This window comes from Aeromonas sp. QDB56 (genome assembly GCF_027705505.1).
Classification (GTDB): Bacteria; Pseudomonadota; Gammaproteobacteria; order Enterobacterales; family Aeromonadaceae; genus Aeromonas; species Aeromonas caviae.
This window is the reverse complement of record NZ_JAPDBZ010000004.1, coordinates 23937-48082: the sequence shown is the minus strand read 5'-3', so window position 1 is coordinate 48082 and position 24146 is coordinate 23937. Positions and strand designations below refer to the sequence as shown.

Genomic DNA, 24146 nt, shown 5'->3' with positions numbered 1-24146 from the left:
CAGGCGTTTTCCTGAGTCCGTCCTCCCATTTTCAGACAAAGGCAGTGAAGTGGCGCCCCACTTCTGTGGAATAATGGCCGCCCTGCTGTACGAGGAGTAACGCTGTATGTTGAGAACCGAGCGTCCCGGCGACATGCTGCCAGTCTATGAGCTGGTGAGTGCCGCCTTTGGTCGTCCCGACGAGGCCGAACTGGTCAACCGCCTGCGAGAATGTGGGGCCGCCGTGGTCACCATGGTCGAGGAGGAAGAGTACGAGTTCATGGGGCACCTGATGCTGAGCCCGATCACCATTGAGGGACAGGAAGGGCCCTGGCTGGGACTGGCACCCGTGGCCGTGCATCCCGACTGGCAGGGGCAGGGCATTGGCTCGGATCTGGTGCGGGAAGGGCTGGACACGGCACTGGAGATGGACTGGAAGGCGGTGGTGGTGCTCGGGGATCCTGCCTACTACGCCCGTTTCGGCTTTCGGCCTGCCAGCGACTTCGGCCTGCACTGCATCTACGAGGTGTCGACGGAGTGTTTCATGGCGATGGAGTTGCAACCCGGCGGGCTCGACGGGGTAAGGGGCGAGGTGCTCTATCACCCCCTGTTCGATGAAGAGCCGGTGGAGTGACCGCCTGCCTATCCACGAAAAAGGACCCTGAGCGGGTCCTTTTTCGTGCCATGTCCATCGCTTGAATGGACGTCACTGGGCCAGGGATTTCAGCTGCTGCTTGCCCGGCGGGTTGTTCCAGTCGATGGGACCGTGGGTGAAACGGTACTGAAGCCTTGGCAGACTCAGTTCCAGCCACTCCTCCCGGAAGTAGGCATAACCCTGGTCCCAATCCGGATCCTGCGCCCAGCCGGTCTGCAGGAAGTGGAGCCGGGTGCCCTGGCCCTCCGGCACGAAGCGCAGGCTGACCTGGGTCTTCTGCTGACGAATGTGGGGAAACTGGGGAGGGAAATTCCAGCTGAAGCTGAGCAGATCATGGGGCATGACCGCCATCACCCGGCACCCTTCGCTGCCACGCTCGCCGAGGGGAGCATCGGGTCTGAAATAGATCTCGAACGGTCCGTTGGGTTCCGGGACCATGAGGCACTCCGGCGCCAGAAAACTGCGCAGCCCGCTCTCCGTGGTCCAGGCCCGCCAGACATCGTCAATGTGGGCGGGTACCAGAATACTGCCTTCAATTTGCTTGTTATCCATAAATCAGTGAACCTCAAACCAGTCATGGACGGGACCTCGGCAGTATAGCCCCTGAGGCGATAAAATAGGCAGCCCTGTGTCACACGGTTACGTATTCAAGAGGGTCCACATTGCCGATTTGACAGCACGGCGGGATCCATCGAGAGTGGGAAGCGACAAGCACGCAACGCAAGGATGGTGTCATGATCAGAATGATGACGGAAGCTGACGAGCCCATGCTGGCGCAGCTCTTCCTCAAGGGAAGGCGCCAGGCCTTCCATTGGGTTGATCCCGCCCTGTTCCGGCTCGAGGATTTTGCCGAGCAGACCCGGGGCGAGGAGATCTGGGTGGCGGAGAAAGGGGGCAGCCCGTGCGGATTCGTCTCCATCTGGGGGGCCGAGATCTTCGTGCATCATCTCTACGTGGTGGCGGACTGGCACGGGCAGGGCATGGGGCGGGCCTTGCTTGCCGCCGGCTTGGCCGGATACCCCTCCCCGGCCTCCCTCAAGGTGGCCATGCGCAACACCACGGCGATGGCTTTCTATCATCGCCTGGGCTGGGAGAACACCGAAGAGACGGGTCATTGCGACATCACGGGCCCCTGGCGCAGGCTGGTGTTGACGCCCGATGCCGCAGGGGAATAAGCCGCTGGCAGACTGCGGCAACCGCACCGCACATTGATCTCCAGCCCTGGCAGGGCATAAAAAAGCCACTTCGCGGGAAGTGGCTCTTCAACACATCCGGGGGAGGGCAGACCTTCCCTCGCTCAACCGATGATCACAGGGCCGCCACGGCCTCTCTTACCAGGGCGGCCAGCTCTTCCCACCTGCCCTCGTCGATGAGCTTGGCCAGCACCATCCAGGTGCCGCCGCAGGCGATCACGGCATTCAGCCCCAGATACTCTTTCAGATTGGCCGGCGTCACGCCGCCGGTGGGCATGAAGCGCACCGGATAGACGGCGCCCAGGGCCTTGAGCATGGCGGTGCCGCCTGACTGCTCTGCCGGGAAGAACTTGAGGTGGCGCAGCCCCATCTCCATGGCTTGCTCCACCAGGCTGGGGTTGTTGACCCCGGGGATGATGGTGACGTCCTTGACCAGGCAGTACTGCACCGTGGTCGGGTTGAAGCCGGGGCTGACGATGAAGTCGGCGCCCGCCGCAACGGCCGCATCCACCTGCTCGCGGTTGAGCACGGTGCCGGCCCCGATCAGCAGATCCGGGTAGGCCGCGCGCATCTGGCGGATGGCCTCTGCGGCGGCGGGGGTGCGGAAGGTCACCTCGGCGGCGGGCAGGCCATTTTCCACCAGCACCCGGGCGAGGGGGACGGCCTGGGCAGCATCTTTCAGCGCGATGACGGGGGGGCTTCGAGGCGGGCGATGAGATCAGACATGGTGCGTTTCCTTGAGTGATGGCATGTGGGAGGGGGGAATGATGGCCCCCGGATACTGGATGACGGCCGCCGCCAGGCTGTGGCCTGCCCGGGCGGCGTCGGCGACGTCGGCCCCTTGCAGGCGTGCGGCGAGATAACCGGCGCTGAAGGAGTCGCCCGCCGCCGTGGTGTCGATCACCTGTTCGGGGGACAACCGCAGGGCGGCGATTTCGATCCGCTGCGCTGCCGTGACCACCAGGCAAGGCTCAGAGCCGCGCTTGACGACGATCTCGCCCACCCCGAAGCCCTGGCTCCCTGGCTGCATTGCGAGCGCAACCCCTACTGGCGCAAGCTCCACGAGCATATCGACGACAAGGCCATCTCCAGCTGGTGCGACGATCACGACCAGATCCTCAAGGCCCTGATGCGCAAGGATCCGCAGGCGGCCAAGCTGGCCATGTGGCAGCACCTGGAGAACACCAGGCAGATGCTCTTCCAGGCCACCATCTTCGATGACGAAATGGAGGATGACCGCTACCTCTTCTCCGAAAATCCCGTCGTTCATTTGACCCAGCCTTCCACTGCCAACGGCTAAGCTGTGTTCTTAAAGTGATGAAGATATAATCTCACATCTTCTCAACAGCTTAAGATCCATTCCGTGTCCCGCCGTTATCAGCTGACTGATGCACAATGGGGGCTTATCGAGCCCCAGTTTCCTTCTCGAAGCCTGATCGGGCGCCCTACCCGTGAACCGCGCCAAGTGCTCGATGGCATTCTCTGGATACTCCACACCGGAGCTCCTTGGCGAGACCTTCCAGAACGTTTCGGACCATGGAATTCGGTCTACAACACCTTCCGGCGTTGGCAGGATGCAGGCCGGATTGATGCCATTCTGGAAGCGCTGCAACTCAAGCTCAATGAAGAAGGGCTCATCGATTTCGACCTGTGGTGCCTGGACGGCTCCAATGTCAGAGCATCCAAAGATGCTGCCGGTGCACGTAAAAAAACACCTCAATGAATCAAGCCCTTGGCCGTTCGCGGGGAGGTTTCGGCAGCAAAATTCACTTGGTCACGGACGGTCATGGCTTACCACTGAGCTTCTGCCTGTCACCGGGGCAATCAGCAGAAATCAGCTATGCAACAAGCGCGTTGGCCATGGCGAGGATACCAACGTCATCAGGTCGCTACCGAACACGGCCAGCGCATCTTGCCGCAGACAAGGCCTATAGCAGCAAAGCCTTTCGAGCCGAGCTACGGCGGAGAAGGATAAAAGCGGTCATTCCGCAACGCAGCGACCAGCAACGCCGCCATAAGGGGCGTCCATTGGTACTGGACAAGGTGCATTACCGCAGGCGCAATGTCGTGGAGCGGTGCTTCGGTTGGTTGAAGAAGTTTCGCCGGTTTTCAACGAGATATGAAAAGCTAGGGAAGGTGCGAATAAGTCATATGGCACGAGAGCATTTACTGGTAACCCATTGATATTAAATGACTAAAATTTTCATTTTTTGTTCGTGGGATACTTGTTCGCACTTTCCCCAGCTCATGAGCTACATGATTGCCCAAGAGATGCGTGCCCGGATGCCGGCCCGCATCGTCAAACCTGAATCCTTCCGCAAACCCAAGCACTGGATGGCCAACTGATGATCAACGCCCAACCCAAGGCCCCTGAAAAAGGCGGCCTCGATACCCCGCGCCTGCTCAAACTGATGAGCGATATCAACGGCCAGCCGGACTGGCGAAGCCTTGCCAATCGAGCTTGCGCTTACTACGACAACGACCAACTGCCACCTGCGGTAAAAAAGGCACTCGATGAACGCGGGCAGCCCATCACGATCCACAACCTCATCGCCCCGACTATCGACGGCGTGCTGGGGATGGAGGCCAAGAGCCGCACCGATCTGATGGTGATCGCCGATGACCACGACGACGAGCTGGAGCAGCTGGCGGAGGCCGTCAACGCTGAATATGCCGATATGTGCCGCCTGGGTGGACTGGACCGCGCCCGAGGCGAGGCGTATGGCGGCCAGATAAAGACCGGTGTGGGCTGGGTTGAGGTATGCCGCCGCGATGACCCGTTCGGCCCGCGCTACAAGTTCAGCAACGTCCACCGAGACGAGGTTTATTGGGACTGGCACAGCAGGGAGCCGGACCTAAGCGACTGCCGCTGGTTGATGCGCCGCCGCTGGGTCGATCTGGATGAGGCCAAGACCATGTTCCCGAGCAAGGCACAGGCGCTGCAGTGGGGCGTCAACGACTGGGAGGGGATGGTAAGCCTGACCGCCATCGAGGGGATGGATCCCAACCTAGTCAGTGCCTATGACGAGTGGAGTCAGTTCAGCGGCAAGGAGATAGAGTGGTGCAGCCGGGAGCGGGACCGGGTGCTGCTGCAAGTGGTCTACTACCGCACCTACACCATGCGTCAGGTGCTGAAGCTCGACTCAGGCCGGGCGTTGGAATACGACAAGACCAATCAACTGCATCTCGCTGCTGTGGCCATGGGGCGCGCCAAGCTGGAACGCTGCCCGGTGGCCGTGATCCGGGAATCCTGGTTCGTCGGCCCTCATCATCTGGTTGATCGACCCTGCTCTGCTCCCCACAACATGTACCCGCTGGTGCCGTTCTGGGGGTATCGCAAAGACCGCACCGGCGAACCCTATGGGCTGATTGCTCGAGCCATGCCGGCGCAGGACGAGGTGAACCTGCGGCGTATCAAGCTCACCTTCCTGCTGCAGGCCAAGCGCGTCATCATGGACAAGGACGCCACCAACATGAGCCGGGATCAGGTGCTGGAGCAAGTCGAGCGCCCCGATGGCTATATCGAGCTCAACCCTGACCGAGCCAACAAGACCAGCGTGAGCGATGCCTTCAAGGTAGAGCAGGACTTCAACGTGGCGGCCCAGCAGTTTCAGGTGATGCAGGACTCGGTGAAGCTGATCCAAGACACCATGGGGGTTTATGCCGCCTTCCTGGGCCAGGGCTCCACCGGACAATCTGGTGTGGCCATCAGCAACCTGGTGGAGCAGGGGGCAACCACGCTTTCCGAGATCAACGACAACTACCGGATGGGCTGCCAGCAAGTGGGGCAGTTGGCACTGGCATACCTGCTGGAAGACATGGCCAGCAAGCGCAACTACAAGGTGACAGTGAACCGGGATGACCCCCGCCGCCGCAAGGCCGTGGTGGTCAATGTGGAGCAGGAGGATGGCAAGCTCACCAATGATGTGACCCGGCTGCGGGCCCATATCGCACTGGCGCCGATCCAGCAGACTGCCGCCTACAAGCAACAACTGGCCGAGCGGATGACCCAGGCCATGTCCCAACTTCCGCCAGAGGCTGCAGGTGCCTGCTTTGACCTGCTGGTCGAGCTGATGGATGTACCGCGCAAGGCAGAGTTCGTGGAGCGGATCCGCAATGCCCTGAACATCCCGAAAGACCCGGACGAGATGAGCGACGAGGAACGCGCAGCCGCCGAGCAGCAAGCCCAGCAGGCCCAGATGCAGCAGGAGCTGGCCATGCGCGAGATGCAGGCCAAGCTGGCAGAGTTGGAAGGCAAGGCCGCCAAGTGGCAGGCAGAGGCCCAGCGCATCGCCAAGCTGACCGACTCTATCCGGTTCGAGGATGCCCTCAAGCAGGCCCAGACAGGCAAGACATTGCAGGAGATGGAGCAGTTGGCAGCAGAGAACGACCGACTCAAGCTCGAGTACGCGCAGATGCAGCAGCAAATCGTCCAGCACATCGAGGCACAGCTCGACAGCATCCAGTTGCCAAGTGGTCGCCGAGGCTTCTCTGATGGCGGTGATGTGATTGGACCAGGAACAAAAACGTCAGACAGTATTCCCGCAAATCTTTCGAATGGGGAAGTGGTGATAAACGCAGATGCCGCTGACATTGCTGGGCGTGAAAATCTGGCACAACTTAACAAGAGTGGGCTTGCTCGCCGAAAATCATACGGGAAGCGAGCCGATGGGACAGAAAAGGGGTCTGGATACTTCGGTGAGATTAAGCTGCCAGATGGCAATATTGCTACAGAGTATTCAGTTGGGGTGAATCTTGGGGGGAAGGAACTTGAAATACCAACCCTAGTTCCAACCCTATCCAAGGAAGAGATGTCACTGATGACGAATGACATCATTCCAAACGGCAAACAGGTGCCAAGACAAATCCTCCAGAAGGCTGTTGAACACGCAACAAAGCGGATGTCCATCGGACAGTCTCCGTTCGCCGATTAAATTTGATAGCAAGACTATTTCAGTGAGCGACTAACGCTATCAATGGGTTGTTGATTTATCAAACAGCCAGCGTTAGGATTTACCCATCATGGCCCAGTCTCTCGAGATTGGGCCTTTTTCATTTCCAGACCCGGCCATTGTGCCGGGTTTTTTATTTGGAACGGGCCATGACCGACCAGCAACACCTTGATGCCGAGATGGAACGAGATATTCAGGCGCTCGAACTGACCGCCCCGCGCGTTACCCCTGAACAGATCGATGCGCTGATGCGTGGCGTTCGCTATGAGGTTCAGGTTGTTCCCGGTACCACAACCACGCTGGCTACCGCCATTGCTGCCAACGGCTTCACCCTGGCCATCGGCATGACCACCTGTGCGGACCCGGCCAACTTCAACGCCGAGTTTGGCGCCAAGTACGCCATCAAGGATGCCGAAGCCAAGGCCCGCCAAGAGCTGTGGAAGCTGGAAGGCTGGCGGCTCAAGTGCCATTTAGCGAATCTTTAGCGATAGACGGCAACCCTTGCCCGCGTTGTGCGGGCTTTTTTATGCCCAGCCCCAGCCGGGGAGCGCTTTTACCGAGAGCCTTCCCCCGCTTGGGCAGCGATACCACCCACTGAAAACCCACGAGGACAACCATGGATAAGAACATCGACAACCTGACCGGCACTGAGAGCCTGGACGAACTGGAAGCCATGCTGGAAGCGATCGAGCGTGAGCCCGATGGCGAGCTGGATGATGGCACTGGCACCGAGCAAACGGACGTACAACCCGCGCCGTCGGCGGGCGAGGTGGCAGCCGGTAACGAACAGGGCAGTACCGAGCAGGGCGGTGAAGGGGTCGCGGAGCCTGAGAAGGTGATCCTGGCCAAGAGCGGTCAACACACCATCCCGTATGAAGTGCTGGAGCAGGCACGCAATGAAGCCAAGCAACTGCGTGAGCAGCTCGCTCAGTCGCAGCAGGCCCAAGCCGAACGGGACAAGCTGGCCGCCGTGTTAGAGCAGAACGGCATTGAGCTGGACACCAGCGATCCCGATAGCATCGATGTCGCTGCTATTGAGGAACTGGCCCAGGACTACCCCGACCTTGGCAAGCCGCTGGCGGCCATCGCCCGCAAGTTGCAGAAGTTGGAGCAGCCCGCCCAACCCGCTATCAACCCGGTACAGGCCGCACTGCAGGCGGTACCTGATCTGGTGAGCTGGCGGGAAAAGGACCAGGACCGTTTCGACTTCGCCATCATCGTCGATGAAAAGCTCCAGGCTGATCCCGCGTGGCAAGGCAAGTCGCTGGATGAGCGATTCGCAGAGGCGGCGCGCCGCACCAAGCTGGCCTTTGGTGATGAGGTTATTCCTCCCACCAAGGCACCCGGCAAGGAGGCGGATAAGCCTGCCGATTTCATCCCGTCCAGCCCTTCGGCACTCGGCCAGACCCATCATGCCGCCCCCACTGGAGTGGAGCGCTTTGGCGCCATGTCTCAGACCGAGCTTATCGGCGAGATGGGCGCCATGACGGACGCCCAAATGGAGGCGCTGCTGGAGCAGGCCGGGTACTAACCCACCACCCATTTCAATAAGCCAACCCCGACCACTGTGTCGGGGTTTTTGTTTTCATGTAGGAGAGGACCATGACCCAAGTCACCTCGGCGCAAGCCAACAAGATTTTGCAGGCCGCACTGTTTACGGCGGCCAACCGTTCTCACTCGCTGGTGAACATGCTGACCGAAGAGGCCCCCAAGGGTGCCAAGGTCAACGGCGGCAAACAGACCAGCGCCGGCGCACCAGTGGTGCGCATCACCGACCTGGCCAAGGTTGCGGGCGACACCGTTGATATGCAGCTGTTCCATCAGCTCTCTGGCCGCCCGACCATGGGTGACAAGAAGCTGGATGGGCGCCTCGAGTCCCTGTCCTTCGCTGACTTCGGTCTTAAGGTCAATCAGACCCGTCACGGCGTTGATGCTGGCGGCAAAATGAGCCAGTCCCGCACCAAGCACGACCTGATCAAGACCGCCCGCGTGCTGCTGGGTGATGGCTACTACGGTCGCCTGGTTGATCAGCGCGGCTTTGCCCAGCTGGCAGGTGCCCGAGGCGACTACTCCGCGACCGATATCATTCTGCCGCTGGCGGATGACCCGGAATTTGCCGACATCATGATCAACCCGCTGACTGCGCCAACCTACGAGCGCCACTTCTTCGGTGGTGATGCGACCAGCTTCGAAGGCATCGACGCGGCTGACCGCTTCAATCTGGGTTGCGTGGACAACATGTCGCTGTTCCTGTCCGAGATGGCCAACCCCATCCAGCCGATCCGCATGGTCTCCGACCCGTCCGGTGGCGAGCCGCTTTACGTGCTCTATGTCACCCCGCGCCAGTGGCACGACTTCTACACCTCAACCTCCGGCAAGGACTGGCAGGCGATGCTGTCGGCCTCAATTGAGCGCAGCAAGGGATGGAACCACCCCATCTTCCGCGGTGAAGGTGCGATGTGGCGCGGCATCCTGGTCAAGCCCTACAAGGGCATGCCGATCCGCTTCAACCAGGGCAGCGCCGTCAAGGTGTGCGCAGCCAACTCAGCAACCGGTGCGGAAGTGGACAAGGTTGCTGGTACCACCATCGACCGCGCCGTGCTGCTGGGCGGTCAGGCGCTGGCCAACGCCTTCGGCTCTGGCGAGCAGGGCGGCTCCTTCGGCATGCACGAAGAGAAAACCGACCACGGCAACAGCACAGAGATCTCCATCAGCTGGGTATCCGGCCTGCAGAAGATCCGCTTCAAGCAGCGCAACGGCAACATTCAGGACCATGGCTGCATGGTGTTGGATACCGCCGTCAGCGCCGTCGGCCGCTAAGCCACCCACCCGCGCGAGGGGGTTGATGCCCCCTCCTGTTTAAATCTGACCAGACAAGGAGCCATATCATGGCCAAAACTACCCTGCTCGCCCGAGCGTACCGCTGGTTTGTCGGTTCGTTCGGCAACCTCTCTATCTCTCCGACCCTGGTGGCCAAGCTGGCGGCAGTGCCCTCCGGCGACGTCATTGCCTTTGGTGACAAGGTGGAGCCCAACCTGAAAGTGGTGGGTGTGACGATGTTCAGCACTGCGCTGGGCGCGAGTACCACGCTGACCGTCAAGATTGGCGATACCACCATCATCAACGCCGAGAGTACGGTGGGGACGGTATCCAAGTATTTCCCGGTGGACGATCTGATGACGCTGCCCGACCAGGAGATCACCCTCACCGTCGGCGGCGGCGCTGCGACGGGCACCGTCAAGCTCAAGCTGCATTACGAGGTAGTCGGCAACCTGTAAGGCTGCCGATCACTGTCCGCCCGGCCCTGTGCCGGGCTTTTTCGTTTCTAAATAGGAGTCATCGCCATGAGCGACAAGATTGCCGTGGTTTACATCGGCGACAAGCCGAGCAAGAAAGACACGGTCACCGGCAGCCGCCTGGTCTTCCCGCGCCATACCGCAGTGGATGTGGAGAGTCACATCGCCATGCAACTGCTGGAGTTCCCGAGCGTCTGGATCCGCCATGAGGCACTGGCTGGCGAACTGGAGCGGCAGGAGGTCACTGCCCAGGCTGCTGCCGACGAGCAGGCGCGCCTCGCCGCTGAAGCTGCACGCCTGGCCGAAGAGCAGAGCATGGTGGTCGGTGAGCGTGACCTGGCCAAGATGACCTCTGCCCAACTGGCCACCTTGGTGGAGGGGGAAGACCTGGATATCGAGCCGCAGGGCCCGCAGGAGAAAGTGCCCGATTACCGGGTGCGCGTGCGTGACGCCCTGAAGGCCAAGCTGGCAGAGCAGGGGGAATAGCATGCAGATGGTGTCGCGTGAGCAGTTCCTGCCCACTGTCAGGCTGCACATCACCGGCCCGCTCGAAGTCATGCTGGGTGAGGCCGTCACAGAGGCGGCCATCACGTTCTGCCGGGAGTCGGCCTTGCTGACCCTTGACCGACTACTGCCAAGCGCGTCAGCCGGCAGCCTGGTGGAGGTCTGCAACATCAGCGGGATGACATCGTGCAATGTGCTGCACCTGACCGGAGAAGGGGGCGCGCCATTTGTCAGCGGGCAAGACTTCTTCGCCATGTCGGCCAATGAGCTGAGCATCCTGACTGATCTCAGCGATGCGCGGATCTGGTATGTGGCTGCCCCGGTCAAGAACGCCACCGAGCTCCCAGCCCAGCTCTACCACGATCACGCCGATGCCATTGCCCATGGCGTCGCAGCCTTGCTCTATGCCCAGCCAGACCGCCCTTGGTCTGACCCTAAGCGGGCAGGATACCACCGGACTGAGTTTGTCGAAGGTTGGCGTCGCGCTGGCCGGTTCCGCAAAGAGCACAGCGCCCCGACCCAAGTCGAATTCCACAACCCGCCCCGCAAACACACTTTTTTCTAAAGGACTCCACACATGGCAACCGTTACCGTTGACTCGATCTTGAAGCGGGTAAATACCCTGCTCAACGATCGCACCTGGGTTCGTTGGCCCAAGCAGGAGCTGCTGGACTACTACAACGATGCTGCCAAAGCGATCGTGTTGATGCGTCCTGACGCCCACACCAAGAACGTGCAGTTCAACTGCGCAGCCGGCACCAAGCAGAGCCTGCCTGCAGATGCCCTGCGGCTGATCGAGGTGCTGCGCAATGCCGACGGCAAAGTGATCCGCTTCGTACCGCGCCGCGCCCTCGATGACAGTTACCCGGACTGGCATGCCGGCAAGGATGGCACCAGTGTGGCGGCCTACACCTACGACGACCGCGATCCCAAGAACTTCTATCTCTACCCAGGCCCCGCCGCCGCGGTGAAAGTGGATGTGATCTACTCCGTGGCGCCGCAATCCAAGGTGCTGACGGATGTGGAGAATGCTGGCACGCCGGCACTGGCCGATCTGGATGACATTTACATCAACCCGCTGATCGACTTCATCATGTACCGGGCCTTCTCGAAGGACTCCGAATACAGCGCCAACTCCAATCGGGCGATCGGCCACTACAACGCCTACCTGCAGCAACTGGGTGAAAAGACCCAGGTTGATACTAACTTGGAGCAGCGCAAGTCCGAAGGCTTCTCCCGCGTGACCGGGCAGTAAGGGGGCAGCATGGCTGGAGTGTGGAAGCGTGACGGCACGGTGGCCGTCACCAATGGTAACAAGAAGGTGACCGGTACCGGGACCACCTTCGCAGACACCAAGAACGGGGTGGCCAAGGGCCACCTTTTTTGCATCACCAGTGGTACCTCGGTGGATTTCTACGAGGTGGACTACGTGGTGTCCAACACGGAGCTGTATCTGGTGCAGGCCTACCGTGGCGTTACTGCCACGGGCAAAGCCTACGAGATCATCACGACTTTCTCGGATTCCGTCCCTGAGTTCGCCCGCCGACTGACCGCCACACTGAGTGCCTATCAGCAGCAGAGCGATGCTTTTCAGGCGCTGCTGACGAGCACTGCCACCACTGTTGAGGTGACTGCACCGGATGGAACCAAGCAAACACTGATCCCGTGGAAGCGTGTGACCAGTGAAGGGGAGGGCCAGGCGGCCCGCGCCAAGGTCGAGGCAGATCGATCCAAGGCCGAAGCGGATCGCGCCGCTGCGGCCGCCAATGCCACGGCCGAAGCCGGGACCGGCTCGCTGATGCGCGTGGGCGGCCCCGCAATCCTTGACTCGGAGCGTTACTCTCTGGAGCGGGCAACCGGCGGCAGCCAGACCATCATTCGCGACAGCGCTGGCAACGCCAATGCTATGTTCGTGCTGCCGCGCTTCAGCTACGCCGACCTGGGCATGACTGCCGATATGGGCACTGGCGATGTGACGGCGTTCGATTTTGGCAGCGGCAGCATCAAGAGCGAGATATTCATCGGCGCCTATCTTGCGTCCGGCTCCGGCGCTGTCAGCGCGCCGCGGCAAGACCCGCGAGCATCACTAGATCATACCGCAGCCCGCGCCGCTTGTGCAGCGAAGGGGGCGGGGTGGCACTTGATGACCGCTCACGAGTGGGCGGCCATTGCACTCTGGTGCATGGCCAACGGCTACGAGCCAATCGGAAACACCAACTGGGGGCGCAGTCATGCCAAGACGTGGATTGTTGGCGACCGGGCCGACAACCGGGCACCTGGCGATGGCGCCGGTACGGGGCGGACGCAAACGGGCTCGATGGGCGCGGAGGCGACACATAACCGCACGCCCATCGGCATAGCGGACCTGGTAGGCAACGTCTGGGAGTGGCAGGACGGGCTGCTGCTGCAAGACGGCCGCTTCAAGCTGTCTGCCTTTAACGCCCAGGCAGAGGCCGCCTGGGCCTTTACCGATGCCTACCTCGATGCCTCATCCCCCACGGGGGGTAGCCCAATCCTCTCCAATGCCATCACCAATCGGCTCGGCGCCATCGGCGATAATGCCAACGCGGGCAACTCCGCAACCAGCGACTGGCGGGTCATGGCCAAGGCGGGGGGCTATGTGTCCAATCAGGCGCTCAGGCGCCTGCTTATCGAGCCGGCCACTATCCTGCCACAGGGGCGGCTCTATATGCGCAACTTCGGCGAGCGACTCCCGTTTCGTGGCGGCTATTGGAACGGCGGGGCCGGCGCTGGCCTGGCTGCGCTCTATCTGAGCCATTCCCGCGCGCACGCGAACACGGACATTGGGTTTCGCCCCGCCTTTGCCTGAGCCTTGCGCCTTGGGTTTTGTTGGCGCCACGGTAGTGGCGCTTAATCGGTTGAGGATGCCATGGATAAACAACCGCTCGTTATCGAGCAGCGGATCCGCGACATGATGCAGTATGGGCACATCGCCCTGCGCCAGTTTCCGAAGTCAGAGAAGCATGTGTTGGCGGCCGAGATCAGGACCAGCATGTTGACGCTATTGCGCCTCGTCATTACGGCGGCGAAGCGCTATCACAAGAAGACCACGCTCACCGATCTCGATGTCGAACTGGCGGTGTTGCAAAATCAGATCAGGCTGGCCAAAGACCTGACCTATCTACCCATCAACAAATATCAGCACTGGAGCGGTCTCAATCTCGAGACCGTCAGGGTGATCGGCGGCTGCGATGCAGTCTGTTTAACATTTCGAGCGGGGCAAATAGATGAGCTACTTATATGACGGAGAAACGCATGACAACTACGATCCCGCCTTTATGGCGGAGCTGGGAATGAGTGAGGAGGTCATAGACTCCGTGCTCGCCCAGCACAACTATGAGCTGACAGAGGGGCAACTGGCGCGCCGCCAGCGCGCCTACGTGGCGGAGTCCGACCCCCTTTTCTTGGAGTGGCAATACGACAAGACAGCAGCGGCCGAGCAGGCATGGCGCGACAAGGTGGCGGAGATCAAGCTGCGCTACCCGGTGGCCCGTGGGGCGGAAGAGTGATCGTCCGTCTCGAGCCCATCACGGCGAGCGTGGTCGCCGTGATGGGCTGGGCATGGAATACCGCCACGGCCGCGCCCCTGCGCCGAGGTGCTGCAGCCAGCCAAGTGAGCCTTGCCTCCTGGCGCTGTCAGCGTTAGGATTTACCCATCATGGCCCTGCTCTCCCGAGCGGGGCTTTTTCGTTTCTGCCTCTCTGAGATCCCCATGCCTGTACTCGATATCGTCACCATGCGAGGGACTATGCCGCGCGTGGAGCCCCATCTTTTGTCTGATGAGGTCGCGGTGATTGCTCGCGACTGCCATTTTGACCATGGCGTCATCTCGCCTCTTGAGGATGACTCCAGCACAGGTATGGAATTGCCCACCGTACCTATCACCCTTTTTCGCTATGGCCAGCACTGGTTTGCCTGGAACAAGGCGGTGGAGGCCATTCGCTCCCCGATTGCCCAAGACCAGTATGGCCGGGTTTACTACACGGATGGTGAGTATCCCAAGGTGACCCATGCCCAGATAGCCACAGGCGGCAGCAACAGGCCGACGGCATGGTATCGACTAGGTATTCCAGCCCCAGGTGTTCCGGTCGGGGTTGGCACCATCACCCCACCTGTTGGTGGTGTGGATGATGACCTGACAGATGACGAAACCCGCTTCTACGTGGATACCTTCGTTACTGCGATGGGTGAGGAGGGGCCCCCGGGCCCTGTCAGCGGAAAGGTGAATATCGGGATCCCCGGGTCATCCGTCACCTTGATGCTGAGCCCACCGACAACCCAGAACAGTAACATCACCAAGCGCCGGATATATCGGTCGGTGTCAGGTGGCGGCCTTGCCGATTACCTGTTGGTCGCCGAGCTGCCCATTGCCCAAGCATCGTTTGTCGATATCCGGGAGGATGGGGAGCTGGGCGCTGTGCTGGAGACCTACGACTACACCATGCCGCCGGATGGCATGCGTGGCTTGTGTCAAATGGCGAATGGCATGTGTGCGGGGTTTGCTGGCAACTCCCTCTACCTGTGCGAGCCTTACCTTCCCTACGCCTGGCCGGAGAAGTACCGGCTGACCACTGAGCACGACATTGTGGCGATCGCTGCCATCGATACCACCTTGGTGATCGGGACCAAGGGATACCCCTATCTTGCCCAGGGTGTGAGCCCGGCATCGGTGACCACCCAGAAGCTGAGCCAACTGCCGCAGTCCTGTGTCAGTGGTCGCTCGATGGTGGCTATGGATGGCGTCGTGCTCTATGCCTCCCCGGACGGGCTGGTCGGCATCGGCGCCAACGGTGGGCAGGTGGTGACCGAGCAGGTCATCACCAGCAAGCAGTGGCGCGCCATGAAGCCCGAGACCATGCGGGCATGGCACCACGAGGGAAAATATGTGGCCATGACCGACACCCACGCATTCATCTTTGACCCGAAAAGTGGCGACTTGCGTGAGCTGATGAACCGGTGGGAGGCGGCTGTATCCGATATGGAGAGCGATTCACTCTACATTGCCAAGGGGCGCAGCTTGCAGGTATGGCGGGGCGGGAGCGCTAGCAATGGCCAATTCATCTGGCGGTCGAAGCTCTTCATGGTGCCAGAGGGAACGTCTTTCAATTGCTGCCGGGTGTTGGCTCAGGATGTTGGCTTGGTCGGGATCAAGTTGTTCGTTGACGGGGAGCAGGTGATGGAGCTGTCCCCTGGCAACCTGGTGCCCGGGGCGTTCAGGTTGCCCCCTGTGCGTGGCCGGTTCTGGCAGATAGAGGTCTTCGGTACCTCGGTGGTGAGCCGCATCACTCTGGCGAGCAGCATGGCGGAGATGGTGATCTGATGGCCAAGAAACCCGCATATCGCGCCGGCCGTGACCAGGCCGCAACAGCCGAGAACGTGGAGCTGCTCACCGGTCAGCGTGGCGATCGCCTCGATAAAGCCGTGACCTTCAGGGAGCTGTCAGCCCTGGGGTTGTCCACGCTGCGCCCCGGTGCGGGTGGCGTGTACGTCCCCGGCAAGAACCCGGACCTTTTCCCTGCGGGCCAGATGGAGTTTCCCCACGCCCCGGTCAACGTGATCGCCAATGGCGCGTTTCACACGGTCTTGGTGGAGTGGGATCCGCCGCGGTACCGGGGGCATGCTCACGCCGAGATCTGGCGAGCTGAGAGTGACAACCAAGCCGAGGCCACCCTGGTGGGGACCTCTTCGGCCAATCTCTTCTCTGACGCCATTGGCAAGGGCGCCAAATTTTACTACTGGGTGCGCTTTGTCAACGGCAAGGATGACAGGGGGCCCTTCCAGGGTGTGCAGGGAGTTGAGGCTGAAACCAGCCGGGAAGTGCAGGACATTCTCGACGAACTGCAGGGGAAAATAGAGGAGAGCCACCTGGCCCAGACGCTGCTTGGGCCAATAGAGCAAGTCCCCCAACTCCAGCTCGACATTGCGATCCTGAAGCCTAAGGTTGATGAAATCGAGGTCATGCGCCCCAAGGTCAATGAGATCGATCTCATTCTCCACAAGGTGGATGAGATCGAGGTCATTCTCCCCAAGATTGATGAAATCGAGGTGATTCGCCCCAAGGTTGCCGCCATCGAGGACAAGATCCCCGGCATCGAGCAGGAGCTGGCCGGGCTGGATGAGCGCCAGAAGGTAGCGCAAGAGCTGCTGGATGATGCCCAGCAGCAGCTTGGGATGTCGAGCATTGAGCTTGGTCTGGTGCAGGACCGCCTCAATGCCAAGCTGGACAAGTACAAAGGCGACCTTGACTCGTTCCGGGATGCCGTATTTGTCATCGACCCAGAAAACGGCAGCATGACCATGGATGCGGTCAATGCGGTGCGGGAGGAGATGCGGACTTCTATCACTGAAGTCCATCTGGGGCTCGATGCCGTCGCCGGCCAGATCGACAGCAAGGCCGACAATGTAACCGTGGATAGCCAGGGCTCGCGTCTCACTGAAGCGGAGCAGCGCATTAATGGTCTGGATGCCAGTCTGAGTCAAACGGTCACCAAGGGGGAGTTCACTGACGAACAACAGCGAGTCACCCAGATTGGGCAGGAGCTAAACGCAACAAAAGGGGAGTTGACCCAGAAGGCCGCCCAGCAAGAGGTGGATGAGCATGGCCAGAGGCTGGCCAACGCAGAAAGCAAGCTGACGGTGCATGCTGAAGCTCTATCCACCCAGGCCCAGCGCATCGATGGCCTACAGGCGACCGTCAGCAGTAGCAGCGAAGAACTGGATGCCAGGATCACTGAGTTGGCTCGAGTGACAGCTGACGCCGATGGCGTCGCCGCCCAGCGCATCGATGGCCTGCAGGCCACTATCAGCAGCAGTGATGAAGAGCTGAACGCCAAGATCACCGAGCTGGCGCGCGTGACAGCTGACGCCGATGGCGTTGCCGCCCAGCGAGTCAGCGGACTGGAGGTGAGGGCCAGCGAGGCGGAGGGCAAGATCCTAGCGCTGGAGGAGGTTATCGAGTCGGAGGGCGGGATCACTGCTGGGCGGTTTGATGAAATTCAGGTCGAGATTGAACTGGCAAAGGATAAGGCGGAGGGGGCTGCCGATGTCGGCCAGGCTGCCATTGATGCCGCGCTGGCCGGTGATGAGCGGGATAGGGAAAATCGCAGCGCATTTGGCACCATTCGCACCCAGCAGCAGGTGATCGTGGATGAGCAGTCTGCTCAAGCCAAGCGCATCACCGATATGAACGTCAAATTTGAGGGGAGGGATGCTAACACCCAGGCACGGATCAGCGGCGTGGAGGAAGTTATTGCCAACGCCGGTAGCGCGCTGGCCCAGCGCATCGACGACCTGAGCGCCTCGACAGACACAGCCCTTGATGAGACGACCGCCACCATCAAGGCACTGGAGAAAGTATCGAGCGACGCTGACGCTGCGCTTGCACTGAGCCAGGATCAGATGCGCGTCGAGATGACCGAGGCTGATAACTCGCTGAGTGCGGATATCGCCAGTGAGTCTGAGGCCAGGCTCACCGCCGATGAGGCCATTTCGAGGCGAATTGTCGAAGTGGAGGCGCAGTTCAGCAGCGACCTCGAGGATACGAATGCGAGGCTTGCGACGGAGGAGCTGACCCGGGCGAGCCAGGGGGAAGCGCTCGCCCAGCAGATCAGCACTGTAGATGCTGCTTTCAAGGCCGCGGATACAGAGCTGTCTGCCTCCCTCGCTGAGTCGAGCAAGGCCCTGGCAGATGCCAAGCAGGCACTGGGGGAGCGTATCAGCACCATCGATGTGACGGTCGAGGAGAACGCGGCCAGCATCACCGAGCTGCAGCGAGTCGTGGTGAGCAATGAGGAGTCGCTGAGCCAACGCCAGGACAAACTGGAGTCAGAGGTAGATATCGGCGCCGCCAGCCTGGTCGAAGGCGCCCTAGCCGGAGATGAGCGTGACCGGGAGAACCGGAAAGCTCGCGGCGTCATTCTCCAGCAGCAGAGCACGCTGGCGAATCAGCAGGAGGCGCAGGCCAGGACAGTTGAGCAACTGACCGCAGAGTTTGATGCCGAAACGGCAGATCTGAAGGCGCAGATCACCAATGAGCAGTTGGTTAGGGCGACGGCTGATGAGGCGCTGTCACAGCGGATCAGTGTTGTTGATGCCGAGTTCAAGGCGGCCAATGCGGATACCAATGCCGTTATCAGCGCACTTGAACAATCGAACGCATCGGCAAACGAAGCACTGTCTCTTCGCCAGAATCAACTGGCTGCCGCACTTTCTGATGCTACTGCTGAGCTTGTCGCAAACATCACTAGCGAGGAGTCGGCCCGGGTCACCGCTGATGAGGCGATATCGAAACGGGTAAGCGAGGTGGAAGCCCATTTTGGCGGCGAGCTTGAGGTGTCCAACGCAAGGATTGCGGCCGAGGAGCTGGCTCGGGCAACAAAAGATGAGGCGCTTGCCCAACAGATTAGCACTGTAGATGCTGCGTTCAAGGCCGCCGATGCGGCGCTGTCTGCCTCCCTCTCCGAGTCGAGCAAGGCCCTGGCAGATGCAGACCGAGCGCTTGGTGAACGGATCAGCACCCTTGATGTGACGGTCGGAGAGAACTCGGCCAGCATCACCGAGCTCCGGCAGGCCGTGGTGAGCAATGAGGAGTCGCTCAGCCAACGCCAAGACAAGATGGAGTCGGAGATCGGTATAGGTGCCATCAGCCAGGTTGAAGGTGCCCTGACCGGGGATGAACGCGACCGGGAGAACCGAAAGGCTCGCGGTGTCATTCTCCAGCAGCAGAGCACGCTGGCGAATCAACAGGAGGCGCAAGCCAGGACTGTTGAGCAACTGACCGCTGAGTTTGATGCTGAGAATGCGGAGATCAGGGCGCAGATCACCAATGAGCAGTTGGTTCGATCAACGGCAGATGAAGCCCTGGCACAGAAGACATCTGTGCTTGAGGCGCAAATCGAAGGGGTGAATCAATCCCTCTCCGCCAGTATTGCCGAGGTGAGCAGGGTCAGCGCTGATGCTGATGCCGCCATGACCGAGAAGCTGAATCAGCAACAGTCCACAATGCAAACGGCGGATGCTGAGCTTTCTAGTCGCATCAATGAAGAGGCAACCACCCGGGCTGATGCCGTCGAGTCGCTGGCCAGTCAGATCCAACAGGTAACGGCAAGCTATCAGCAGGGGGATCAGGCGCTCACCAGCCAAATCACAGCCGAGACGGCCGCCCGTGCCGATGCGATGCAAGCCCTCGGAAGTCAGATTAATACAGTGTCTGCCGTTGCGGGCAGCAAGAATAAAACGTTCTTTCAAGCAACGGCCCCCGGGTCTGGGATGGGGACTGGCGACCTGTGGTTTGATACTGCCAGCAATAACCGGCCATACCGTTACAGCGGTACTGCCTGGATAGCCACCGACGACCCCCGGATTGCTGCCAATGCGGCCTCCATTCAGACCCAGAGCCAGGCGATTGCCAACTTGCAAAATGGGGCCCAGGCAATGTGGACGGCGAAAGCCAGCGCGGGCCAGATCACCGCCGGGATCGGCCTGGTTGCCAAGTCGGACGGCACCAGCCAGGTCATGGTGTCAGCCAGTCAGTTTTTTGTGTTCAACCCGAACAGCCCAAGCACCACCGCACCACTGTTTGCCATCGACAACGGCCAGGCTGTCATTGCGGAGGCCATCATCCGCAAGGCCACCATCCAGATCCTGACCTCAGAGAAGCTCACCGCCGATTATGTGAAGGCTGGTGTCAGCATAAGCTCGCCGTTGATCAGCGGCGGTCAGATCGATATGGGCAACGCCTTTATGGCTGGCGGCGCCGCTGGGTTCGGGAAGGGAGGGCCATATGGTGGGTGGGGGTGGAGCTGGCACACGATAATTTATGCCGATGGCGGTATCTACACCGATCGACTTTACGCATCAAATGGGTCATTCACTGGAACAGTCAACGCCAATGCAGGCACATTCCACAATGTCACCATCGAAGAAACCTGCGATGTGAAAGGCACTGTCTATGCCAACAAGATTGTTGGGGATGTGCTGAGCGCTAAGGTTGTCAGTGCGAACTCAACAGACAGCGCAGGGAGTGGTCATGTAGTGGCATCGGCGTCCGTAAAAGGTTCGAGGACTCATGCCGCAAACTTGTATTGTCTTGGGGTGACAGTTGAGGTGTATGCGTCGGGTGGTTACCAGTCAGGGGGTAATGACCAGGATGTGCCGGCGACCATATCAGGTCGTCTTGTCCTGAAAAACACAGCTGGAAGCATCATTGCGACAGCCCCATTCAAGGCAAGCTCTGGGAGCAGAAGCTCGATGGACGCAATTAGCCAATCGATAACGATCCAAGGTGGGTTTAACGCAGGCACTGGTGCGGCCTCCATCTCCGTTGCGGTCATTATTGATTCTCAGTCTGCATCATACGGCGGCAGTGCCGGGGTCAGGGTTCAGGCTCAAAGCGTAGCCTTCTGCCTCCTCCCAACAGGGAGCCAATTCGACTGATGAGAGCTGTCATTCACCGAATAGGCAAGTCGGTTGGCGAGCCAGCCCTTCCGATGAAAATAGCCAGCGCCTGCCGTCAAAAGCAGGCGTTTTTGTTCTTGCGTGGTGATGACGGGTTTGTGCTCAAGCCGCTGGCCGAAGATGGCGTGATCGGCGTCCTGGTTTGGGTGGGGTGGGGGGATGGTGGGGCACCTGAGCGGCACCTGCCGGAAGTGAAGCGCCTGGCACGCCTGATAGGCGCACGCTGGTTGCGCTTCCACTCGGTGCGCAAGGGGTGGCTCAAGGTCGCACCAAGAATGGGATGGGTACGTCAGCCGGATGATGCTGATGGGCTCTATGTGTTTCAGATCAACTTGTGAGGTGAGCGATGGGCAAGGGTGGCTCGAACGAAATTCAGGAGACCGAGGCCCAGAAGGCCGCGGCCAGTGTGGCCATGGAGCAGTGGGGTCTCTACAAGAACGACCTGCAGAAGTACGAGGACATCTTCATGGAGAAGGTGGATGACCTCAACAGCGAGGGGGAGTTCGACAAACTGGCTGGCACGGCAGCGCTTGGCACTGCTCAATCCTTTGGTGAGGCGCGCGCCGGGCTGGCTGACTCCATGGCTGCCAGTGGAGTAGATCCAACCAGCGGCAGGTACCAGGAGGCGATGGAAGGACTGGCAACGGACCAAGCCCTGAGTCAGACCGATACCACTAACCGCGCACAGTCCAGCCAGCAGGACAAGCATGTTGCTGGGCTCAAGGATGTGGTGAGCATTGGCGCAGGGCAGAAGGCTGAATCGCTGGCTGGTATTGGCGATGTGGCCACGACCAGCCTGCGCAAGTCGGTGAATGATGCGCAGATCTCGTTCCAGAATCGACAGGCCACGGCCGGCATGGTGGGTACTGTGCTGGGGGCTGGGGCGTCGTATGGGCTGGCCAGCCTGAAAGCGCCGACGGTTACCAGCAACAGTGATGTTGCATCACATCTCGATAGCACCAAGACGCTCGCTGATAACCGCGTCTATAACCCCAACGCAAAAACGTATTTGGGAGGTAGGTAACCATGGGTTACGCCGCAGACACTTACGCCAAAATCACCCGAGAGCAGTACCAGGACTGGAAGACTCGTTTCTACCCCAAGCAGAAGGAGCTGATGGAGCTGGCCACCAATGGTCAGTTGTTACGGGATCAGCTTGGCCGGGTGGACGAGAACAACACCAACGCTCTGCGCTCCGCCCAGCAGGCCACGGCCAACCGCAATGCGCGAATGGGGCTGAGCACCAGTAGCAATGCCAACGATAACAGCCAAGGGCTGCGCATGGCGCTGATGACGGCCGGGACCGAGAACGGGTTGCGTGAGCAAGAGCAATCCCGCCAGATGGGTATTCTGACCGGTGCTGATGCTGGGCTGCGTGAAGCAATCAAAACAGGGGGTAAGGCCTGATGGGATACGGGATTCTGGATATTGGTGCCCAGACGCGCCAGCAGGGCATGGCTGGCCTACGAGATGCAGCCAATCGGGAAGGAGAGATGGAGGCAGCCAACAAGGGCCTCAAATCTGCTCGTAAGGCCCAAACCATGAGCGCCGTCGGGACTGGCGCAGCAGTTGGCACGATGGTGATGCCTGGCATCGGTACTGCGATTGGTGCGGGCGTAGGTTTTCTGGCAGACAGCTTGTTTTAAGGAGGCATGATGAGCGTATCGGGATTGGCGGAAGGTTTTCTGGCTGGCTTCAACACCATGGACCGTTATCAACGTGGCCAGAAAGAAGATGAGCGGATGGATAAGGCCATGAGCCTGCGTGATGCCATGTGGCAGAACGAGCAGGAGCGGCAGAAAGTGGCAGATGAGCGCTACCAGAGCGAGCTGGCGTACCGCGAGGGGCGCGATAAGCTGGCGGATGCCAGGTATGACAAGCAGGTCACCCTCACCGAGCGGCAGATGAAGGCGTCAGAGGCGCGAGCCGGTGCTGCTGAGCGGCGAGCGGCGGCACAGGAAGCTCGGCAGCAGCAGGAGTATGAGTGGCAAAAGACACTGCGGGACAAGCAGCTTTTCCAGCAGGAGAACCTGCCGATTATCCAGTCCGGCTGGCAGGCGGTGGCCGAGGGCAAAGACCCTGGCCAGCAGTTCTGGAACGTGGTGCGGGATCCGCGGGCTGGCTCCTTTAACCCGGAGCGCTACCTGCAGCAGGATTATGCCGAGGCGGGCAAGACTTTTGTCACCTACGCGGGCAACCTGGTGCGCCAGGCGCAAGATGGCAAACTTGACCCGACCACTCCCGAGGGGCATGCCGCCGTCAACAACCCTGACTTCATCAAGGCGGCCGGCACCCTCTACCAGGATGAAGTCAGTAAAGGGGTCGGCGACATTGACCCTGAGAGCGGCAAGACCATCACCGGCAAGCAGCTGAACAACATCATGATCACCCCGGACGGGCGTGGCGTAGTGTTGGGGGTGGAGGTCACCTATGACGATGGCAGTAAGGCCGTTCGTCCGGTCACCAATAACCGCACCTCGGCGCCTGACGATCAACCCAAGGTGATCCCCATCAACGACTTCCTGAAGCCAGCCTACCAGCGGGCGGCCCTGGCCAAGCACATGATCGGTAACGCCGACCAGCTGCGCGCATCGCTTGGCCTGACGGCAGGCCCGGATCAGGCGGGATACAAGAAGGCTGTTGCTGACCTTGAGAAGCAGCACGGCCAGAACCGCGCCCGGATCTCCTCCAGCAATGCGGAGGATAAAGACCTGCAGCTCGATGCGCTGGATGCCCAGCTTGAACAGAGCAAGGCGGCGCTGGCTGACACCTACGGCCTGACCACAAAAACGGATGAGCCAAAGCAGGAGGCGCCACTCAAGGCGTGGACCGGGGGCGATCCCGAGCGCCTTCAGTTCGTCAAGGAGGCCAACCAGCACGGTAAGCTGAGCGGTCTGCTGGATAACCCCACCAGGATGAACACCGCCTTTGAGATGTGGCGCCAGCAGGCAGCCAAGCAGAGGCAGGCTGAGCAGGCGGCTGTCACAGCCAATCGACTGCGAGACACCGAGGCCAACGCCTATCAGGCAATGAGCCTAGCCCAGGCCCGCCGATAGTTGCCTTTCACCCACCCCAGCGTTAGCATCTCTCC

Annotated in this window: 25 protein-coding genes; 22 read left to right on the top strand and 3 right to left on the bottom strand. The window is 60.5% G+C overall.

The annotated features are described in order from the left end of the window. Positions 1-106: 106 nt before the first annotated feature. Positions 107-613 carry a GNAT family N-acetyltransferase gene (locus tag OKB81_RS01275; RefSeq protein ID WP_052815855.1) on the top strand — a complete coding sequence of 169 codons (507 nt, stop codon included), beginning with the start codon at positions 107-109 and terminating at the stop codon, positions 611-613. 72 nt (positions 614-685) lie between these two features. Here OKB81_RS01275 and OKB81_RS01270 read toward each other — a convergent pair whose 3' ends face one another. Continuing rightward, positions 686-1186 carry an SRPBCC family protein gene (locus OKB81_RS01270; RefSeq protein ID WP_010673967.1) on the bottom strand — a complete coding sequence of 167 codons (501 nt, stop codon included), beginning with the start codon at positions 1184-1186 and terminating at the stop codon, positions 686-688. Positions 1187-1368: 182 nt separating this feature from the next. Here OKB81_RS01270 and OKB81_RS01265 point away from each other — a divergent pair, with 182 nt between their 5' ends. Continuing rightward, positions 1369-1809 carry a GNAT family N-acetyltransferase gene (locus OKB81_RS01265; protein ID WP_270665188.1) on the top strand — a complete coding sequence of 147 codons (441 nt, stop codon included), beginning with the start codon at positions 1369-1371 and terminating at the stop codon, positions 1807-1809. Positions 1810-1942: 133 nt separating this feature from the next. Here the strand turns inward: OKB81_RS01265 and eda are convergent, their stop codons facing one another. After that, positions 1943-2467: a bifunctional 4-hydroxy-2-oxoglutarate aldolase/2-dehydro-3-deoxy-phosphogluconate aldolase gene (gene eda / locus OKB81_RS01260; RefSeq protein ID WP_234823660.1), complete on the bottom strand. Its 525-nt coding sequence runs from the start codon at positions 2465-2467 to the stop codon at positions 1943-1945. Positions 2468-2545: 78 nt separating this feature from the next. Further along, the gene (locus OKB81_RS01255) at positions 2546-2857 is read right to left on the bottom strand and encodes a PfkB family carbohydrate kinase (RefSeq protein ID WP_223932457.1); all 312 of its coding nucleotides are present in this window, start codon (positions 2855-2857) and stop codon (positions 2546-2548) included. Here OKB81_RS01255 and OKB81_RS01250 point away from each other — a divergent pair. The 20 genes from OKB81_RS01250 to OKB81_RS01155 all read left to right on the top strand — a co-directional run bounded on the left by OKB81_RS01250 (position 2771) and on the right by OKB81_RS01155 (position 24111). Continuing rightward, on the top strand, positions 2771-3127 hold the full coding sequence (locus OKB81_RS01250; protein WP_234823661.1) for an FCD domain-containing protein: 357 nt from the start codon (positions 2771-2773) through the stop codon (positions 3125-3127). The two genes, OKB81_RS01255 and OKB81_RS01250, sit on opposite strands and share 87 nt — an antisense overlap. Positions 3128-3190: 63 nt before the next feature. Then, positions 3191-4011 (top strand): IS5 family transposase gene (locus OKB81_RS01245; RefSeq protein ID WP_270665191.1). Its coding sequence is split into 2 segments (ribosomal slippage): positions 3191-3533 and positions 3533-4011, totalling 822 coding nucleotides; the frame shifts between segments, so codons are not numbered across the junction. Between the two features lie 161 nt (positions 4012-4172). Then, positions 4173-6761 carry a portal protein gene (locus tag OKB81_RS01240; protein ID WP_270668502.1) on the top strand — a complete coding sequence of 863 codons (2589 nt, stop codon included), beginning with the start codon at positions 4173-4175 and terminating at the stop codon, positions 6759-6761. Between the two features lie 167 nt (positions 6762-6928). After that, positions 6929-7264 (top strand): Gp49 family protein, encoded by a 336-nt coding sequence (locus OKB81_RS01235; RefSeq protein WP_270665296.1) that lies wholly within the window; start codon positions 6929-6931, stop codon positions 7262-7264. A 131-nt stretch (positions 7265-7395) separates the two neighbouring features. Continuing rightward, on the top strand, positions 7396-8310 hold the full coding sequence (locus tag OKB81_RS01230; RefSeq protein WP_113070503.1) for a hypothetical protein: 915 nt from the start codon (positions 7396-7398) through the stop codon (positions 8308-8310). 71 nt (positions 8311-8381) lie between these two features. Continuing rightward, positions 8382-9599: a phage capsid family protein gene (locus OKB81_RS01225; protein WP_270665295.1), complete on the top strand. Its 1218-nt coding sequence runs from the start codon at positions 8382-8384 to the stop codon at positions 9597-9599. Between the two features lie 68 nt (positions 9600-9667). Continuing rightward, positions 9668-10057: a hypothetical protein gene (locus OKB81_RS01220; protein ID WP_270665293.1), complete on the top strand. Its 390-nt coding sequence runs from the start codon at positions 9668-9670 to the stop codon at positions 10055-10057. Between the two features lie 66 nt (positions 10058-10123). Beyond that, complete coding sequence (locus OKB81_RS01215; RefSeq protein ID WP_270665292.1) at positions 10124-10561, top strand: hypothetical protein; 438 nt, start codon at positions 10124-10126, stop codon at positions 10559-10561. Position 10562: 1 nt separating this feature from the next. Continuing rightward, positions 10563-11144 (top strand): hypothetical protein, encoded by a 582-nt coding sequence (locus tag OKB81_RS01210; RefSeq protein WP_270665487.1) that lies wholly within the window; start codon positions 10563-10565, stop codon positions 11142-11144. Positions 11145-11156: 12 nt separating this feature from the next. Continuing rightward, entirely contained in the window at positions 11157-11834 is a 678-nt protein-coding gene (locus OKB81_RS01205) for a phage adaptor protein (RefSeq protein WP_180911609.1), read from the top strand. Between the two features lie 9 nt (positions 11835-11843). Continuing rightward, positions 11844-13409, top strand: a complete 1566-nt coding sequence (locus OKB81_RS01200) for a hypothetical protein (RefSeq protein WP_270665417.1) — start codon at positions 11844-11846, stop codon at positions 13407-13409. Between the two features lie 60 nt (positions 13410-13469). Beyond that, positions 13470-13844, top strand: coding sequence for a diversity-generating retroelement protein Avd (gene avd, locus OKB81_RS01195; RefSeq protein ID WP_270665429.1), 375 nt, complete (start codon positions 13470-13472; stop codon positions 13842-13844). Between the two features lie 49 nt (positions 13845-13893). Continuing rightward, complete coding sequence (locus OKB81_RS01190) at positions 13894-14109, top strand: hypothetical protein (protein WP_270665430.1); 216 nt, start codon at positions 13894-13896, stop codon at positions 14107-14109. A 149-nt stretch (positions 14110-14258) separates the two neighbouring features. Then, positions 14259-15920, top strand: coding sequence for a hypothetical protein (locus OKB81_RS01185; protein ID WP_270671078.1), 1662 nt, complete (start codon positions 14259-14261; stop codon positions 15918-15920). Then, a complete protein-coding gene (locus tag OKB81_RS01180) occupies positions 15920-21034 on the top strand; it encodes a phage tail tip fiber protein (protein ID WP_270671077.1) in 5115 nt (1704 codons plus the stop codon). Before OKB81_RS01185 ends, OKB81_RS01180 begins: the two co-directional genes overlap by 1 nt. Beyond that, positions 21034-21393 carry a hypothetical protein gene (locus tag OKB81_RS01175; protein WP_270665291.1) on the top strand — a complete coding sequence of 120 codons (360 nt, stop codon included), beginning with the start codon at positions 21034-21036 and terminating at the stop codon, positions 21391-21393. The genes OKB81_RS01180 and OKB81_RS01175 overlap by 1 nt, the downstream gene beginning before the upstream one ends. A gap of 8 nt (positions 21394-21401) precedes the next feature. After that, positions 21402-22079 carry a hypothetical protein gene (locus tag OKB81_RS01170; RefSeq protein ID WP_270668537.1) on the top strand — a complete coding sequence of 226 codons (678 nt, stop codon included), beginning with the start codon at positions 21402-21404 and terminating at the stop codon, positions 22077-22079. Positions 22080-22081: 2 nt separating this feature from the next. Further along, positions 22082-22462, top strand: coding sequence for a hypothetical protein (locus tag OKB81_RS01165; RefSeq protein ID WP_270665484.1), 381 nt, complete (start codon positions 22082-22084; stop codon positions 22460-22462). Then, positions 22462-22701 (top strand): hypothetical protein, encoded by a 240-nt coding sequence (locus tag OKB81_RS01160; RefSeq protein WP_043163199.1) that lies wholly within the window; start codon positions 22462-22464, stop codon positions 22699-22701. The genes OKB81_RS01165 and OKB81_RS01160 overlap by 1 nt, the downstream gene beginning before the upstream one ends. A gap of 9 nt (positions 22702-22710) precedes the next feature. Continuing rightward, positions 22711-24111, top strand: coding sequence for a hypothetical protein (locus OKB81_RS01155; protein ID WP_270671076.1), 1401 nt, complete (start codon positions 22711-22713; stop codon positions 24109-24111). The last annotated feature ends 35 nt before the right edge of the window (positions 24112-24146 follow it).

What these genes read in the sequence shown, in the direction of transcription:
- OKB81_RS01275 (WP_052815855.1), top strand. Translation starts at nt 107, where the DNA reads ATGTTGAGAACCGAGCGTCCCGGCGACATGCTGCCAGTCTATGAGCTG.
- OKB81_RS01270 (WP_010673967.1), bottom strand. Translation starts at nt 1,186, where the DNA reads ATGGATAACAAGCAAATTGAAGGCAGTATTCTGGTACCCGCCCACATT.
- OKB81_RS01265 (WP_270665188.1), top strand. Translation starts at nt 1,369, where the DNA reads ATGATCAGAATGATGACGGAAGCTGACGAGCCCATGCTGGCGCAGCTC.
- OKB81_RS01255 (WP_223932457.1), bottom strand. Translation starts at nt 2,857, where the DNA reads ATGCAGCCAGGGAGCCAGGGCTTCGGGGTGGGCGAGATCGTCGTCAAG.
- OKB81_RS01240 (WP_270668502.1), top strand. Translation starts at nt 4,173, where the DNA reads ATGATCAACGCCCAACCCAAGGCCCCTGAAAAAGGCGGCCTCGATACC.
- OKB81_RS01235 (WP_270665296.1), top strand. Translation starts at nt 6,929, where the DNA reads ATGACCGACCAGCAACACCTTGATGCCGAGATGGAACGAGATATTCAG.
- OKB81_RS01230 (WP_113070503.1), top strand. Translation starts at nt 7,396, where the DNA reads ATGGATAAGAACATCGACAACCTGACCGGCACTGAGAGCCTGGACGAA.
- OKB81_RS01225 (WP_270665295.1), top strand. Translation starts at nt 8,382, where the DNA reads ATGACCCAAGTCACCTCGGCGCAAGCCAACAAGATTTTGCAGGCCGCA.
- OKB81_RS01220 (WP_270665293.1), top strand. Translation starts at nt 9,668, where the DNA reads ATGGCCAAAACTACCCTGCTCGCCCGAGCGTACCGCTGGTTTGTCGGT.
- OKB81_RS01215 (WP_270665292.1), top strand. Translation starts at nt 10,124, where the DNA reads ATGAGCGACAAGATTGCCGTGGTTTACATCGGCGACAAGCCGAGCAAG.
- OKB81_RS01210 (WP_270665487.1), top strand. Translation starts at nt 10,563, where the DNA reads ATGCAGATGGTGTCGCGTGAGCAGTTCCTGCCCACTGTCAGGCTGCAC.
- OKB81_RS01205 (WP_180911609.1), top strand. Translation starts at nt 11,157, where the DNA reads ATGGCAACCGTTACCGTTGACTCGATCTTGAAGCGGGTAAATACCCTG.
- OKB81_RS01200 (WP_270665417.1), top strand. Translation starts at nt 11,844, where the DNA reads ATGGCTGGAGTGTGGAAGCGTGACGGCACGGTGGCCGTCACCAATGGT.
- avd (WP_270665429.1), top strand. Translation starts at nt 13,470, where the DNA reads ATGGATAAACAACCGCTCGTTATCGAGCAGCGGATCCGCGACATGATG.
- OKB81_RS01190 (WP_270665430.1), top strand. Translation starts at nt 13,894, where the DNA reads ATGAGTGAGGAGGTCATAGACTCCGTGCTCGCCCAGCACAACTATGAG.
- OKB81_RS01185 (WP_270671078.1), top strand. Translation starts at nt 14,259, where the DNA reads ATGGCCCTGCTCTCCCGAGCGGGGCTTTTTCGTTTCTGCCTCTCTGAG.
- OKB81_RS01180 (WP_270671077.1), top strand. Translation starts at nt 15,920, where the DNA reads ATGGCCAAGAAACCCGCATATCGCGCCGGCCGTGACCAGGCCGCAACA.
- OKB81_RS01175 (WP_270665291.1), top strand. Translation starts at nt 21,034, where the DNA reads ATGAGAGCTGTCATTCACCGAATAGGCAAGTCGGTTGGCGAGCCAGCC.
- OKB81_RS01170 (WP_270668537.1), top strand. Translation starts at nt 21,402, where the DNA reads ATGGGCAAGGGTGGCTCGAACGAAATTCAGGAGACCGAGGCCCAGAAG.
- OKB81_RS01165 (WP_270665484.1), top strand. Translation starts at nt 22,082, where the DNA reads ATGGGTTACGCCGCAGACACTTACGCCAAAATCACCCGAGAGCAGTAC.
- OKB81_RS01160 (WP_043163199.1), top strand. Translation starts at nt 22,462, where the DNA reads ATGGGATACGGGATTCTGGATATTGGTGCCCAGACGCGCCAGCAGGGC.
- OKB81_RS01155 (WP_270671076.1), top strand. Translation starts at nt 22,711, where the DNA reads ATGAGCGTATCGGGATTGGCGGAAGGTTTTCTGGCTGGCTTCAACACC.